This is a genomic window from Pseudoleptotrichia sp. (assembly GCF_057270515.1).
This window is the reverse complement of record NZ_DBHIXS010000011.1, coordinates 21,963-36,207: the sequence shown is the minus strand read 5'-3', so window position 1 is coordinate 36,207 and position 14,245 is coordinate 21,963. Positions and strand designations below refer to the sequence as shown.

Annotated in this window: 16 protein-coding genes; 8 read left to right on the top strand and 8 right to left on the bottom strand. The window is 31.8% G+C overall.

Features of this window, described 5'->3' with window-relative positions; genetic code table 11:
• Window positions 1-7 precede the first annotated feature (7 nt).
• Genes ACO5J6_RS08190 through ACO5J6_RS08180 form a run of 3 tightly spaced genes read right to left on the bottom strand, consistent with a single transcriptional unit; the run spans window position 8 to window position 3,523 of the window.
• Window positions 8-757, bottom strand: coding sequence for a DUF6339 family protein (locus tag ACO5J6_RS08190; protein ID WP_485643323.1), 750 nt, complete (start codon window positions 755-757; stop codon window positions 8-10).
• Window positions 757-1,620: a hypothetical protein gene (locus tag ACO5J6_RS08185; RefSeq protein WP_485643321.1), complete on the bottom strand. Its 864-nt coding sequence runs from the start codon at window positions 1,618-1,620 to the stop codon at window positions 757-759. Before ACO5J6_RS08185 ends, ACO5J6_RS08190 begins: the two co-directional genes overlap by 1 nt.
• On the bottom strand, window positions 1,604-3,523 hold the full coding sequence (locus tag ACO5J6_RS08180) for a hypothetical protein (protein WP_485643319.1): 1,920 nt from the start codon (window positions 3,521-3,523) through the stop codon (window positions 1,604-1,606). The genes ACO5J6_RS08185 and ACO5J6_RS08180 overlap by 17 nt, the downstream gene beginning before the upstream one ends.
• 155 nt (window positions 3,524-3,678) lie before the next feature.
• Here ACO5J6_RS08180 and ACO5J6_RS08175 point away from each other — a divergent pair, with 155 nt between their 5' ends.
• The 6 genes from ACO5J6_RS08175 (at window position 3,679) to ACO5J6_RS08150 (ending at window position 9,123) form a co-directional block, all read left to right on the top strand.
• Window positions 3,679-4,440 (top strand): site-2 protease family protein, encoded by a 762-nt coding sequence (locus tag ACO5J6_RS08175; RefSeq protein WP_485643318.1) that lies wholly within the window; start codon window positions 3,679-3,681, stop codon window positions 4,438-4,440.
• A gap of 129 nt (window positions 4,441-4,569) precedes the next feature.
• Entirely contained in the window at window positions 4,570-5,448 is an 879-nt protein-coding gene (locus ACO5J6_RS08170; protein ID WP_485643317.1) for a hypothetical protein, read from the top strand.
• A gap of 43 nt (window positions 5,449-5,491) precedes the next feature.
• Window positions 5,492-6,082: an IMPACT family protein gene (locus tag ACO5J6_RS08165; protein WP_485643316.1), complete on the top strand. Its 591-nt coding sequence runs from the start codon at window positions 5,492-5,494 to the stop codon at window positions 6,080-6,082.
• 38 nt (window positions 6,083-6,120) lie between these two features.
• Window positions 6,121-7,440, top strand: coding sequence for a ribosome biogenesis GTPase Der (der, locus tag ACO5J6_RS08160; RefSeq protein WP_485643315.1), 1,320 nt, complete (start codon window positions 6,121-6,123; stop codon window positions 7,438-7,440).
• 50 nt (window positions 7,441-7,490) lie between these two features.
• Window positions 7,491-8,558, top strand: coding sequence for an AI-2E family transporter (locus ACO5J6_RS08155; protein ID WP_485643314.1), 1,068 nt, complete (start codon window positions 7,491-7,493; stop codon window positions 8,556-8,558).
• Window positions 8,559-8,664: 106 nt separating this feature from the next.
• Entirely contained in the window at window positions 8,665-9,123 is a 459-nt protein-coding gene (locus ACO5J6_RS08150; RefSeq protein WP_485643313.1) for a MarR family winged helix-turn-helix transcriptional regulator, read from the top strand.
• Window positions 9,124-9,326: 203 nt separating this feature from the next.
• Here the strand turns inward: ACO5J6_RS08150 and ACO5J6_RS08145 are convergent, their stop codons facing one another.
• The 5 genes from ACO5J6_RS08145 to ACO5J6_RS08125 all read right to left on the bottom strand — a co-directional run bounded on the left by ACO5J6_RS08145 (window position 9,327) and on the right by ACO5J6_RS08125 (window position 12,400).
• Window positions 9,327-9,416, bottom strand: coding sequence for a maltose acetyltransferase domain-containing protein (locus ACO5J6_RS08145; RefSeq protein ID WP_485643312.1), 90 nt, complete (start codon window positions 9,414-9,416; stop codon window positions 9,327-9,329).
• Complete coding sequence (locus ACO5J6_RS08140) at window positions 9,417-9,869, bottom strand: gamma-glutamylcyclotransferase family protein (RefSeq protein ID WP_485643311.1); 453 nt, start codon at window positions 9,867-9,869, stop codon at window positions 9,417-9,419.
• 57 nt (window positions 9,870-9,926) lie between these two features.
• Window positions 9,927-10,568: a pyroglutamyl-peptidase I gene (gene pcp, locus ACO5J6_RS08135; RefSeq protein ID WP_485643310.1), complete on the bottom strand. Its 642-nt coding sequence runs from the start codon at window positions 10,566-10,568 to the stop codon at window positions 9,927-9,929.
• A gap of 198 nt (window positions 10,569-10,766) precedes the next feature.
• Window positions 10,767-11,708, bottom strand: coding sequence for a DUF979 domain-containing protein (locus ACO5J6_RS08130; RefSeq protein ID WP_485643309.1), 942 nt, complete (start codon window positions 11,706-11,708; stop codon window positions 10,767-10,769).
• Window positions 11,708-12,400, bottom strand: coding sequence for a DUF969 domain-containing protein (locus tag ACO5J6_RS08125; RefSeq protein ID WP_485643308.1), 693 nt, complete (start codon window positions 12,398-12,400; stop codon window positions 11,708-11,710). The genes ACO5J6_RS08130 and ACO5J6_RS08125 overlap by 1 nt, the downstream gene beginning before the upstream one ends.
• A gap of 247 nt (window positions 12,401-12,647) precedes the next feature.
• Here ACO5J6_RS08125 and ACO5J6_RS08120 point away from each other — a divergent pair, with 247 nt between their 5' ends.
• Window positions 12,648-13,460 carry a hypothetical protein gene (locus ACO5J6_RS08120; protein ID WP_485643307.1) on the top strand — a complete coding sequence of 271 codons (813 nt, stop codon included), beginning with the start codon at window positions 12,648-12,650 and terminating at the stop codon, window positions 13,458-13,460.
• Window positions 13,461-13,480: 20 nt separating this feature from the next.
• Window positions 13,481-14,056 carry a hypothetical protein gene (locus tag ACO5J6_RS08115; protein WP_485643306.1) on the top strand — a complete coding sequence of 192 codons (576 nt, stop codon included), beginning with the start codon at window positions 13,481-13,483 and terminating at the stop codon, window positions 14,054-14,056.
• Window positions 14,057-14,245 lie beyond the last annotated feature (189 nt).

Sequence of the window (14,245 nt, the reverse complement as noted above, 5' to 3'; positions counted from 1 at the left end):
TAAAAAATTAATCAACGGAAAGTAACAGACTGTCAATCTTTTTAGTGATTTTCTCTTTTAATTCTCTTTCTTCAAGATAATCAAGAATATATGTTCCGCCTAAGATATTGAGAAACATAATAGCTTCATTGAAAATTTCTCTTTTGATTTTTACTCCGTTTTTCTCAAAATCAAGGACAGATGATAAAAATGCTCTCGTAATAACAGGATTATTACTGAAATTACTTGAGAAAAGATAAAGCAGCTTAGTCCTAAAGTCAGTGTTGAAAACTTCAAGCAGTTCAAAGGGATTTTCCCTGTTTTCATCATAAGTCATTTTCCCCGCCCACCACAGCCTTGCTAAAGTATGCTCTATAAGAGAACGTTTTTTTCCTCTCGAAAAAAAGTAGGAATTTTTTATATTATTTATATATGACTTATTTCTGTCAAGATATAAACGATATTGCATATAATTCCAAAAATTACTGTGAGCCATTCCTGCCCATAAACTTTCATTAGTTGCTTCTACAACGGATAAATTTTTTAAGGCGCTGTAAAAAATTCTGATATTTTCCATATCACTTTTTTCGGGTTTTTCATAAGACATATTCAGTTCAAAATCAGGAACTTCCTTTTTAAAATCAAGAAAAGGAGAGCCTTCATTTTCAAAAAAAGTGTATATCCATTCATTTGTAGGTGACGAATAATTGGAAAAATTATGCTCAATATTTTTTCTTAGTGTTTCAAGGGGTATTTCTTTTAAAAATTGCAGTTTCATCAAATTTCCTCCTCTTCATTCTCCAATGAAAGCATAGCTTCCAGACTTCTTGTTACGGGATAGTTTATTATCTTCTGGGCAAGATTATAGGAATGCTCCCTTTCGAGAGAATCTTTATCAAGCTCAATATCTATATTGTTTAAGACTTTTTTGATTGTTTTGAACCAGTTCAATTCTTGAAAAGTTTCCAAATTGGATTTTTCCAGATTTTCAAAAATATAAATCAATGCAGGAAAAATAATGGATGAATGAAGTAAAGCCTGATAACTTCCTTTAGAAAGCAATGCATAATGTTCATAATCTTTCTTTGAAAGGAATATCTGGATTTTATCCTGTAACATATCGATTTCGATACCGTCTTTTTTATCAGAATCTCTTTTTATTATGAGAAATATGGACGGTACCTGTGCCAGATTGTCTTTTTCCTTTTCAATGTCGATATCAAATTGTTTAGCTACAGCTAAAATTCCGGCTTTTTCGATAGAAAAAGAAATTCCCTCATAGTCATCATTGAAATTTTTATTGGAATAATTTTCAATATCTTTTTTAGCAACTATAAAAAAACATATATTTACTCTATTATTGAGCTTTGCTTCGGGAATTGTAATGTTTTCAATCCCTGTAGAAGATTTTACAATGTTTCTGTAAGAAGTCGAGGGACATTCGATATGAAAGACATATTCAGCAAGCCCTCTATTAATAAGTTCTTTTAATCCTTCATCGTCCGTCTTTGCCGTTACTTCAAAAATTATTGAATTTGCCTGTTTATCTATTTCAAGTTCTGAAATAAAGGTGGAATTTTTATAATCGTCAGAAAAATAATTCAGTACGGGATAAGGAAATAATTTATACTCTATATTCATATAGTTCAACCTCCATAGAACAGTCATCGGAATAATTCAGTATAAAAGATAGTGTGAATTTCTGATTTTCAAAAAGATTATTCATGTAGATTTTATCCTGATTTATTCTCAAAGGATTTAACACGTTGTCATTTTCATAAGCATTTCTTATTCTTGCCCTGAGGTTGCTCTGTTCTCCTGAAAGGCTTATTCTCACGCAGGCATCGGGTATATCCTTTTTGGGCAGTATTACAAGCTTGTATTTTCTCAATTTTTTATTTATCAGGATAAGACGAATATTTGCGTCGGGAATGAGAGATACTTTTTTGACTTTTAAAAATCCGTTTTCATCTTTAATAATAGAAAACTCTTTTTCAAGACCGTTTTCTTCGCTTTCATCTATTCCGAAAGGGATATCCGTGATTTCAGAAGCTTCTTCAGGGAAATTGCCGTTTTCGGTAGCTTCGTTAAATTCTTCCCTGCTTTTCGGGTCTGTTTTGGCATTTCTCTTTTTAGGAACGGCATCCACAGACCGCATTTCTATTTTTTTAGTTCTGTCGCTTACTTTATCGATTTTATCTTCTTCTTTTTTCTTTTCAAGAAATATCAAGTCATCAGGCAGGTAGTTTCCTATACCGTCGGCGTCCATATGGTCTACTGTGGAATTTTTTCCAAGCTCCACGATTTTATTTCTTATAAATCTTTTCAGCTCTTCCAATGTAGTTTTCGCATTTTTATCGGAATGTCTGTCAGGCTCCCAGCTGTCATGTTGCGGACTTTCCATTTCCTTGAAATAACTGTTGAGCTTTTCACCCGTTAATGTGAAAATAGCTGAAAATTGCAATGATGACGGAAATCTGTCCAAATCAAAGATTTTCATACCGTTACTTCTCGAAATCAGGACTTTTCTGTTCAAATCGTCGTATAAAATTTTCAATTCAAAATCATCAAAATCCTTGAAAGTATTCCCAAGAAGAAAACTGTTTTCTGTCATACCGTTTTCGGATGTGGCAAGAAGAACTTTATAATAATCTCCTATAGTCTGGTTTTTCTTTTTTTCGTTTATTTTAAGAGCTTCTATTGTTTCTTTCAGTGTTTCTCGGGAAATAATTGTATCGTCAACTTTTACAATAAGGTTTTTACTGTAAATGGCTATAAGAAAATTTTCAAGTATTGCCGTGATAAGCTCTTCTTTCCATTTGGGGTCTTCCCAAAACCCTATTATATAGACGTCGGTACCTGTCTGACCGTCTCTTTTAAAGGAAGTATCCAAATTCAATTCTTCAAAGATAGGAGAATTTTTTTCCGTTTCTCCGTAATAACCTATTCCCTGTGTGAGCTTATCTTCGCCTATCGGGAATGAAATCAGTCTTGAAACACCCTGAGTCGCTAAAATTCCCTCAGTATCAAAAGTTGTATAAAATACAGTTCTTATTTCCGAAGAGGCAAAAGGAGCGGATTTACCGATACCGTAACTTCCTCCTGATGCAGCCGCTTTATCGGAAATACCTGAAGATTTTACAAGGCTTTGCCATGGATTTACGGATATGTTTGATTCTTTAGAGCCTCTTAAACCTGTAGTATTAAAATCGCTTGCTCTTAGTACACTTATTCTTTGATTGCCCATTTTTTTACAGGCATTTTCAAAAAATTTTCCTGCTTTTTTGTCTGAGCTGGAATTTAGACAGCTGTTCAGAGCGTTATTTAATGTTTCATATCCGGGAATGTCTTCTGTCTTAATATCAAATTTTGAAAATTCCACTGTTACGGGTTCTGAAAAATTTAGACGTGCATCAAGCGAATTTTGGCATATTTCTTTTGCCAGTGAGCCGAAAAGGGAGCCTCTGAAAGTCTCAATCCCTGCTTCGCTTATTCCAAATCTCTGAGAGTAGTTACTCTCGGGAAAATTCCAATTTATATTCATATTTTTTAACTGAAATAAAATATTCAGCTTTATCCTCCTTAACTTTTATATATCTAATTTAACATGATTAATAAAAAACAGTCAAGCATAAAAATTTAAATTATGATATAATACTGTATAGACAAACGTTATAATTTTAATAGAGAGGTTGATAAATGGACGTTATAAGAAAATATTACAATAAATTTAAAATGTTAAATCCTAAAAATACGGAATTAAAATTAGCTGTGATTGTCATAATACTCGCAGTTATGTTTTTTAACGGATTTTCAAAATTTAGCTTTTCGTGGGATATAGTGATTTCCCTATGTGTGTTTATAGTTTCAATGACACTGCATGAAGTGGCTCACGGATATGTGGCGTATAAATTTGGAGATGATACCGCAAAAAGAGAGGGCAGACTCACATTAAACCCTTTAAAACATCTGGATTTAATGGGAATGTTGCTGCCAATCCTCCTTATACTAAGCGGATTTCCTTTTGTAATCGGTTGGGCGAAACCCGTTCCTGTAAATTTTTACAGATTAAAACCCAACAGGCTGGGGCTTTTTTGTGTGGCGATAGCGGGAATAGTAGTAAATTTTATAATTGCCTCAATTTCATTAATAATTTTGAAATACAGGATATTCGGTTTAAATTTGGACAACACTATTTATACCGTGTTCCTTTATCTATATATAGTAAATTTAGCTCTTGCATTTTTCAATCTTATTCCCATTACTCCCCTTGACGGGGGAAGAATAATATATTCAATGGCAGGGGAAACAGTGAGAAATTTTTATAATCAGATAGAAAAATACGGAATGATAATAGTATTTGCCATAGTATATTTCGGGATATTCAATAAATTTTTTCTTTGGATAATTGATTTTTTTATAAAGCTTGCAGATTTGGGAATACCTGTGGATTTTATGTAAGTTATAGACTTATAATTCGATATCTGTAAAGAAGTCTAAAAAAGAAGTCTAAATATACAGAAAAATGAAAAAATGACTCTTTGAGAGGGATAATTAATATAATATAAGATTTTAAAAGGAGAAATTATAATGAAAAAAATATTACTAATTTTGACAGTGTTTTTTATAATAAATTTTTCAACAAATGCTTTTACAAGAAAGGAATATATACAGGAAAATTTGTCCCGACTGGGAGTAAATCAGGATATAATAGATGAGACTATAATGCAGGATATGGCAATAGGTACAAATAACTATTTTGAAGAAAATGACGATGTGCTTGAACTCCAGCTCAAAATGGCAGAAAATCTTTTGAAACGGGATGAAAGAAACTTTATAGCGGCAGACTTTATAATAACTAATTTTCAGATAAGGAATAAAAAAGAATATAAAAAATATTTGGAGTTATTTGAAAAATATAATCCTTATAAACCGGTTACATTACTTAATTGGGACAGCTACTATACAAATATTGAAAATAAAAAGGAAGCCGAAAAATATCTCAATAAAATAAAAAGTGAATATGGTAACGATACTTTCATTTTAAAAATAGCGGAGCTTAACAGAGCTGTCATAAATAAAGCTCCTGAGGAGAAAATAACTGCCTTAAGAGCAGAAGTTATAGAGCTGGCAAAAAGTGAAAAAGCAAAAAGAAAGTACGGGATTACCGATGAGGAAGTAGATTCGCTCAGATTGGCAAATACTTTTGTCCAAATAGTAGAATTAATGAAGAAAAAAGAATATCAGAAAACAATGGAGCTATATTTAAATCAGCTTGGAAACGTAAAAATGTCGAAAAATTCGGTAAAATATAACAGCTCTATAGCTTCAATCGTTTTATTCTTTCTTTCTACAGCAAATAATGAAATACAGGATGAGAAAAAAGCTAAGGAATACTTTGATAAAATAGCTCAAACTGACTTGTATAAAAGAGTTTATGAAATATTTGAAGAAAAAAACAGAAATTAAAAAATAGAGATTGAAAAAATAAAAATTGAAAAAAGGAAAAAAATTGAAAACAGTATTAAAAGAAACAATCATCGAATTTGAAGAAAAAAAATCAAAATTTATAGGATATATAAAACCCGTTTCTTCGGTGAATGAAGCTGAAAAATTTATAAAATCGGTGAGGGAATTGCACCCTGATGCTACACATAATGTACCTCTTTACAGAGTTATGGAAAACGGACAGGAGTATTTCAAATATAATGATGACGGAGAGCCGACAAACACAGCGGGAAAGCCTATGGCGGAGATACTGAATATCCTTGACATATATAATGTGGTGATAGTCGCTACAAGATATTTCGGCGGAATAAAACTGGGGGCGGGCGGACTTATACGAAATTATGCAAAAACTGCAAAATTGGCAGTAAACGAAGCGGAAATAATAGAATATACAGAAAAATCAGTATTTATTTTGGATTACGACTATGAAAACACATCAGAAGTAGAAATGTTTTTAAATGCAAATGAGCAAAAATATGGAATAGAAATTCAGGAAAAAAATTATTCCGACAGAGTAACTCTGAAAATAAAAGCGAATAGCAGTATAGAAGAAAAGTTAAACGGAATAAATAAAATAATTGTGATAAGATTATAATCGTGATAAAATGTGATTATCATAATTGAGGAGGGAAAATGAAACATACAGTAGCGATAGTAGGTAGACCTAATGTTGGAAAATCTACATTATTCAATAAAATCGTAGGAGACAGACTTTCCATTGTGAAAGATGAACCGGGAGTTACAAGGGACAGACTTTACCGTGAAACGGAATGGTCGGGAAAAAGTTTTATATTAGTCGATACGGGAGGACTGGAACCTAAAACTGATGACTTTATGATGAGAAAAATAAAGGAACAGGCACAAGTCGCCATTGATGAAGCCGATGTGGTGATATTTCTTGTGGACGGCAGAGCTGGAATTACTGGGCTTGATGAAGATATAGCAAATATATTGAGAAAAAAAGATAAAAAAGTTGTAGTCGCTGTAAATAAAATAGATAACTATATAAGAGAACAGGAAAATATACTGGAATTTTATGCATTGGGATTTGAAGAAGTGATAGGAATTTCAGGGGAGCATAAAATAAATCTGGGGGATTTGCTTGATGCGGTAATAACAAAATTCGACAGTAAAAAAGAAAAGGAAACTGAAGAGGGCTTGAGTATCGCCATACTCGGCAGACCGAATGCAGGTAAATCATCACTTATAAATAAACTGCTGAATGAAGAAAGGTCGATAGTAAGCGATATGGCAGGAACAACGAGGGATTCTATAGATTCTTCCTTAAAATATGACGGAGAAATTTATACTCTTATAGATACTGCGGGGATTAGAAAAAAGTCGAAAATAGAAGATTCCATTGAATATTACAGTGTGTTGAGAGCTGTAAAATCTATAAAAAGGGCAGATGTATGTGTGTTAATGCTTGACGCGACAGAGCTTCTGACGGAGCAGGATAAAAGAGTTGCAGGACTCATATATGAGGAAAAGAAGCCTATCATAATAGCTATAAATAAGTGGGATTTGATAGAAAAGGACAACAACAGCGTAAAAGAATTTACGGAACTTGTAAAAGCTGACCTGCCTTTCCTTGATTATGCACCGATTATAACAATATCGGCACTTACGGGAAAAAGAACGGTGTCAATACTGGAACAGGCTAAGTTTATAAACGAGGAATATCATAAGAAAATTACGACAGGGCTGCTAAATCAGATTTTATCGGAAATGATAGCTCAAAATCCTGTTCCTACCAGAAAAGGAAGAGCTGTCAAAATAAATTACGGAACGCAGATAGGGCAAGCTCCTCCTAAATTTGTATTTTTCTCAAATAATCCTGATTTGATACATTTTTCCTATCAGAGATACATTGAAAATAAATTGAGAGAATATTTCGGTTTTGAAGGCTGTCCTATAAGTATAGTATTCAATAAGAAAAATGAGAATTATTAAAAATAAGTTCATTCATAATTTTTTCTGTAAAGGAAAGAGAAAGGAGTATTATGAATTTTTATAATGAAGAAAAAATTTTGAAATGGAAAAATATACTTACAGTTTTATCATTGGCATTGCTTTCAGTATTTCTGTTTTTTAAAGTATATGTCTATTTTGAAAAGTCCATTCAGATAATAACAGGAACTATATTTCCCTTTATTCTTTCATTTGTAATAGTATATTCGCTTATGCCTTTTATTGATATGTTGAGCGAAACTTTTAAAATGAACAGAAAAATGGCTATATTACTGGTATTGCTTATATTCCTCATATTTTTCATATATGTGATATTAGCTTTTATACCTTTGATTGCAGGTCAGCTGTCAAGCCTTATAGAGTTTTTTATCAAAAATCAGGAAAGACTTCAAAGAAATATGTTTTCTTTTTTGGAGCAGAATAATATAAATATAAGGGATTCCATAATAAATTCCAAAGAAGTTATTTTTACTAATTTTATAAAGATACTCAATTCGAGCGTGTCATTACTGACAGGAACATTCAGTTTGTTGTTTATGACCCCTATTTTTACGATAATGCTCATATTCAGCTATGATAATATAGATGAGGGTGTAAAAAAGGGCTTGAAAAAACTTGATAAGGAAGAGCTTATACCTCTTATCAAACAAATGGATGACGCTATTGGAAAATATATAAAAGTAACAGTTCTGGACAGTGTTATTGTAGGAATATGTTCCTACATTATTTTCTTTTTTCTCAAAATGGAATACAGTTCATTATTTTCAATAATAGTAGGTGCAGGAAACGTTATTCCGTTTATAGGGCCTTTTATAGGTCTGATACCCGCGATACTTTATGCTTCTACAAAATCTTTCAAACTGGTAGTGATGATTATTGTATTTATAACTATATTACAAACTATAGAAGCAAACATAATAAAACCATGGCTTACAAGTAAATCTGTGGATATTCACCCTATAACTACGCTTCTCGTTGTACTTATCGGAGGAGCATTATTTGGGATAGGAGGAGCATTTTTGGCTATTCCTGTGTATATTGTGTTAAAACTGGGAGTTATTTTTTATTTTGAAGAACAGGGAAAAAATAAAGAAAATTGACAAAATCAAAAGTATATGTTAGCATTGTATGTACAAAACTTTAAATGGGATTATCCTAAAAATAAAAAATATAAGTCAAAAAAGAATGTAAAAGGAAGTGATTGAAATGGAAAGTTGTACCAAGGGAGAAACGCAAATAAATAATTGTCTATATTTTACTATATCAAGGTTATTCAGAGTAGTAAATAAATTTGCTGAAGAATCTTTCAGTAAAATGGATATATGTCCTACACACGCGTTTCTAATGGTTTTATTACAGGAGGAAGAAAACGGGCTATCTGTAAACAGGATATCGGAAGCTTTGACAATAGCTCCTTCGACTGTAACGAGATTTGTAGACAAATTAGTTTTAAAAGGCTATGTGGAAAGGGTAAAATCGGGAAAACAGTCTTTTACAAAAATAACTGAAGAAGGACTGAAAGTTATGCCTGAAGTATATAAAGCATGGGAAAGCATATTTTTTAAAATTGAAAAAATAGTGGATAATAAGGAATACATAGCCGAAACATTGAAAAATATTAAAGAATTTACTGATTTGATAGAGGAAAATCAGAAGTACATTTAAATTATAAGTTCAGTTTTTCTGAAAATTATATGACATCTGTATCCAAAAAATCAAAATACGTTTAGATTATAAGTCTATGTTAGTATATTTTATAGTTTTAATACATACTTGTATTCCAATATTAACTAAAGAAAAAATAAAAATTAGGATTTAAGAGAAAAAACTTTTCTAAATCCTAATTTTTTATAATTTATCAATTTTTTTTATGACTTTGCACGTAGACGTTCTTCTGTAAGTTCTTTTCCAAAACTTTGATATAACTCACCTTTCAGCATTTTTTCCTTTTCAGTCATTTATCTCTCCTGTTTATATACATTTAGAAAGTCATTGTCTTTAATTTTATCTCCTAAAGTACCTTTTAATGCAGGATTATTTAGATTAAAAACATAGACATAGGCTTTATCCGTTTTACTGTAACTGCTGTCATAAATATCGAGATAAAGTTTGTTGTATTGGTTATTTTCAAGATTTTCTCCGTAATATCCTTCCATTTTATCCATTTTTTCAAACAAGTCTTTTATGTTTTCAGTATCATCAGAAAATTCATATAATTCTCCTATTGTAAAATTTTCGGGATTATTTTTTTCTTGCGGGTCGGATAAAATCAATGCAGGATATTTCTGATTTGTAAGAGTGAAAATGTTTCCTTTCACATAAAACATACCTTTAAATTGGGCTATATCCTCAATATAATGGTGATTAAAACAGCCTTTTCTTAAAGAGCCGTATACAAATAATTTTGTCATTTATCTCTCCTGTAATATAGTATTATTTTATGAGAAACTGTCGTCATTACAGTCTGTTTAACATACCGTTCCGCCTGTTTCTTTTATATCTTCGGCATTTTCAACTATCGCTTCGATAGCCGCAGTCAGTCCCGTAACAATAGTGTTCAGCTCCATTGAGGGCATATTTCTTTTATCAACAACTTGTTCAGGCAAAAAAGGAATATGGATAAATCCTGATTTTTTACCTTTGTATTTTTTCTCAACAAGGTACAGTACACCGTATAACACATGGTTACATACAAAAGTACCCGCAGTATAGGAAACCGAAGCAGGAATTTTGTTCTTCTGAATATTCTGAACCATAGCTTTGACAGGCAGTTTTACAAAATAGGCATTATCTCCGTCAGAAAATACAGGCTCGTCTATAACCTGATTTCCTTCATTATCAGGAATACGGAAATCGTCCATATTTATACCGACACGCTCAACAGTGATATCAAATCTTCCTCCCGCCTGTCCGACTGACAGTATAATGTCAGGATTATGCTCCTGAATGGCTTTTTCTATTTTTTCTAAAGATTTTCCTCTAACTGTAGGTATTTCCAGTTTTATAATTTCAGCTCCTGCAATATTGTCAGGTAATTTTTTTACCGATTCAATAGCAGGGTTTATAGGTTCTCCTCCAAAAGGATCAAAACCTGTAACAAGTATTTTCATATATTTATCATATAGCGGATATATAATAATGTCTTATATATAAGCTATAAGCTCCTTTCTATAAATTTGTTCCGTAAATATGTCTTTTACATAATAATCAGACAGTAATCCATTCTCTACTATGATATATTTATCGGATATTTCATTTTCACATAATAATAATCAGATAGTAATAATTTAGACAATAATAAGAAAATATTATTTTACTCCGAATAATATCAGCATTAGTATAATGTGAACGGCAAGTAATACAAGTGCCATAGGCAATTGGGTTTTGATAATGCCGTTTTTGTCCTTTATTTCAAGAATGGAAGCAGGCACTATATTAAAGTTTGCAGCCATAGGAGTCATAAGTGTTCCGCAGTAACCGGCGGTCATTCCCAAAGCTCCGATAACGGCAGGATTTCCTCCGTGTTTCAGAATGAACGGTATACCTATGCCCGCAGTTATTACTGAAAAAGCTGCGAAAGCATTTCCCATAATCATAGTAAATAATGCCATTCCGATAGCATAGATTACAATACCTAAAAAAATATTTCCTGAAGGTACTACTGCCGAGATACTTTGAGATATTACATTTCCTACCCCCGCTTCCTTGAAAACGGCACCTAATGCGGCAAGAAGCTGAGGCAGAAGAGCAGACGCACCTACCTGCATTAAAAGTCTGGCAGTATCATCATTAGTTTCTTTAAGTTTAGGTTTTAAAATAATTGAAGCGACAATCAGTGAAATAATTGCACCTCCGCCTATCCCAACTGCCGAAGGGACAGTTACTTTTCCGATTTTAAACTGGAGAATAAGAAAAGCTGAAACTCCTATTAATAGAGCGGGAATAAATATTTTATTTTTAAATTTTTGGCTCTGGGCAATTTTAAATTCGTGTGTAATAACTGCAAAGTTTCCTATTTGAAGCTGATTTGTAACCGTAATCAGTCCTAAAATTATGAGCAATGCTCCTGTAACTTCGTAAGGAACAGCATTTCCAAGTATAAAAATGATACCTAAAATAAACCAGAATAAAAACGTTCCGATTTTGGCTTTTTCATTTTTCAGTCCTCTGAATGCTGTACTTATGCTCACAAGTCCACAGAGAATATAAATAATTTCCGATAGGGTATTAAAGAATGATTTTAAGTCCATTAGTTGCTACCTCCTTTTGAATGTTTCTTAGCGGTCAAAATTTTTCTATCATACAGCCATACTTGGATGGCAGTAAAGATTATGGCGATAATTCCTATAGGTAATGAGAATAATGCAAGGTCTTTTAAGGAAACGTCGTATCCGCTCTCTTGCAAAGTACCGTGAATTAGAAGAAGTCCCGAAGCACCTATAAATATATTTTGAGAAAAGAAATTACCGTAATTTTCCACTGAAGCACTTAGGCTTTTTAGATTTTCGGTTTCTTTTTCCGTCAGTTCATCTTCTTTGGAAGATTTTGCCGCAGCTTCAGCCATAGGTAAAATAAGAGGTCTGATAAACTGTATGTGTCCTCCTATTCTGATTGACAAAGCTCCCGCAATAGAACGGATAATCATATAAAAAGTCAAAATTTTCCCCGCAGTGGCATTTTTAAGTTTTCCGATTAATTCAGCACTTCTTTCTCTAAGACCGTATCTCTCAAGCATTGCGATAACGGGAAAGCTGATTAGAAAAATGGACATCAGCCTGTTATCAACAAAGGCTTTTCCTATAATTCCGAGAATTTTCAGAAAGTCCATTTTTGCAGCTAACCCCGTAGCAATTCCCGCAGTAAGAACAACGGCAAGGACATCAAGTTTTAGACTGAAGCCCACGACAATAATAACGATACCTATAAGTATCCATAAATTCATAAAAATTCCTCCCTTATTTAATTTTAATATCATTATTTTACCTTTAAAATAAAATAAATGCAATAGGAATAAAATAATTTTTACGATAAATTCTCCAATTATCTGATTGAATTTTGCCCCTTATTTATGTATAATGTAATTATTATAAAATTATGATTGGCCTTGATAGGAGAACTGAATAAAAATTGATTTAAATTTAAAATTTAAATAGGAACTTAAATTTATGAAAAAGAGAGGAGAAAACAAAATGAGTAAAGTAGAAGAAAAATACGGAAAAGCCAAAAAAGTTGTGGGAAGCAGATTTTATTTAAAATTTGTTTCATGGTCAAATATAGTACTATGGTCGTGTTTCATATTTGCAACAATAACAGTCGGATTTAACTCTATCGGAAAAATTATGGAAAATAAAGGTATATCAGGAGTTCTGACAATAATTTTAGTACTATTTTTATTAATTTTAGCTCAAATCGGATTTATAGCACTGGGAATTTTTCTTTTGAAAAAATATTCCAATATATATTTTTATGACGACGGATTTGTTGTAGGTAGTAAAGGGGAAAAGAATTATTATAAGGATTTGAAATATTATTTCACACCCGGACTTACACCCGGAACTTTTGCAAGTATTAATTATAAACCAGGAAATCAGGATTGGAAAATGATACTGGGTAACGGCTATGGAGTAAAATCATTTCATTTATTTCAGGAAGATGTAGTAAAAGCGGTCTATTCTGAAGTAATGGAAAATATAGAAAGGGGAGGAATGGAAGTATTTCCTTTTAAAAATCCTAAAAAGAATGTGTTGGGATTTTTCGGTCAAAGAAGAACTTTAGCTAAAATGGCTGAATTGATAGAAAATGGCTATAAAATAACGGTAACAAAAGAATATATATCTTTTGACAATGAAATCTATAAATGGGATGATTATAAAGTAAGCGGAAATTATGGAAATATAAAAGTTTTCAGTTTGGACGGAAAAGTAATACTGTCTCTTGTAAATCTCACAGTCTATAGACCAAATCTGCTTAGTACGCTAATAAGTGCATTGAATAAAAATTAGGAATTATAAGGAGTAGAAGAATGGATTTGAAGTTTACAGTGAAAAAAGATGAAAATAAACTTTTGGGACTGGTTGGAGGACTGTTAGGAGCCAAATTGGCAATAATAATTTATGTAATAATATCTATGACAAATGAATATTATCCTATAGTTACTCCTATACTTTTCACCGTTTTGCCGATGACTGGATTTATGTATCTTCCCAAATGGATAAATGAGAAAAGAGAAAAACCCGAAGAAGAGGAAATGGGAGTCAGTAAATTCGGAGAAAAAAGGAGTAAATTTTTTTATGAATATCCTGAAATGACATTATTTTCGACATTTTTTACCGTAATATTCGCAGTGGGGGGAGCATATATAGGAGAAGTTATAAATTTAGCTGTTTTAGCAAAGAGAATTAATCCTGAATTTTCATTTTTTTACTGTTTGTCTTACTCGTTCAGTGAAGTATTTGTAGAACCTACGGTGAGCGGGTATTTATATGCCAATTGGATACAAATAATAATTATAGTCATAGTAATGGGTGTAATAAGTGTTGTTGCTCCCATGGCAGTCAAGAAAAAAAATGGTAAATGGGAAAATCGAACGGGTTTCTAATGAAGAAAAAATAATAAAAATTGTCAGTCAAGTTTTATTGGATTTATATGAAAGAACACCAATAAAATATGAAAAAATATGAAAAAGTCGAATGAAAATTCGACTTTTTCAGTTTTTATAAAATAAAAACATAATTGGATAAGTATGTAAAAAATCTTAATATAACTTGATATAAATAATCAAATTTTA

Excerpts from the sequence above, each read along its gene's own strand:
- ACO5J6_RS08145 (WP_485643312.1), bottom strand. The coding sequence starts at position 9,416 with ATGACTGAAAAGGAAAAAATGCTGAAAGGTGAGTTATATCAAAGTTTT.
- ACO5J6_RS08130 (WP_485643309.1), bottom strand. The coding sequence starts at position 11,708 with ATGGACTTAAAATCATTCTTTAATACCCTATCGGAAATTATTTATATT.
- ACO5J6_RS08185 (WP_485643321.1), bottom strand. The coding sequence starts at position 1,620 with ATGAATATAGAGTATAAATTATTTCCTTATCCCGTACTGAATTATTTT.
- ACO5J6_RS08170 (WP_485643317.1), top strand. The coding sequence starts at position 4,570 with ATGAAAAAAATATTACTAATTTTGACAGTGTTTTTTATAATAAATTTT.
- ACO5J6_RS08115 (WP_485643306.1), top strand. The coding sequence starts at position 13,481 with ATGGATTTGAAGTTTACAGTGAAAAAAGATGAAAATAAACTTTTGGGA.
- ACO5J6_RS08180 (WP_485643319.1), bottom strand. The coding sequence starts at position 3,523 with ATGAATATAAATTGGAATTTTCCCGAGAGTAACTACTCTCAGAGATTT.
- ACO5J6_RS08190 (WP_485643323.1), bottom strand. The coding sequence starts at position 757 with ATGAAACTGCAATTTTTAAAAGAAATACCCCTTGAAACACTAAGAAAA.
- der (WP_485643315.1), top strand. The coding sequence starts at position 6,121 with ATGAAACATACAGTAGCGATAGTAGGTAGACCTAATGTTGGAAAATCT.
- ACO5J6_RS08125 (WP_485643308.1), bottom strand. The coding sequence starts at position 12,400 with ATGAATTTATGGATACTTATAGGTATCGTTATTATTGTCGTGGGCTTC.
- ACO5J6_RS08175 (WP_485643318.1), top strand. The coding sequence starts at position 3,679 with ATGGACGTTATAAGAAAATATTACAATAAATTTAAAATGTTAAATCCT.
- ACO5J6_RS08140 (WP_485643311.1), bottom strand. The coding sequence starts at position 9,869 with ATGACAAAATTATTTGTATACGGCTCTTTAAGAAAAGGCTGTTTTAAT.
- ACO5J6_RS08155 (WP_485643314.1), top strand. The coding sequence starts at position 7,491 with ATGAATTTTTATAATGAAGAAAAAATTTTGAAATGGAAAAATATACTT.
- pcp (WP_485643310.1), bottom strand. The coding sequence starts at position 10,568 with ATGAAAATACTTGTTACAGGTTTTGATCCTTTTGGAGGAGAACCTATA.
- ACO5J6_RS08150 (WP_485643313.1), top strand. The coding sequence starts at position 8,665 with ATGGAAAGTTGTACCAAGGGAGAAACGCAAATAAATAATTGTCTATAT.
- ACO5J6_RS08120 (WP_485643307.1), top strand. The coding sequence starts at position 12,648 with ATGAGTAAAGTAGAAGAAAAATACGGAAAAGCCAAAAAAGTTGTGGGA.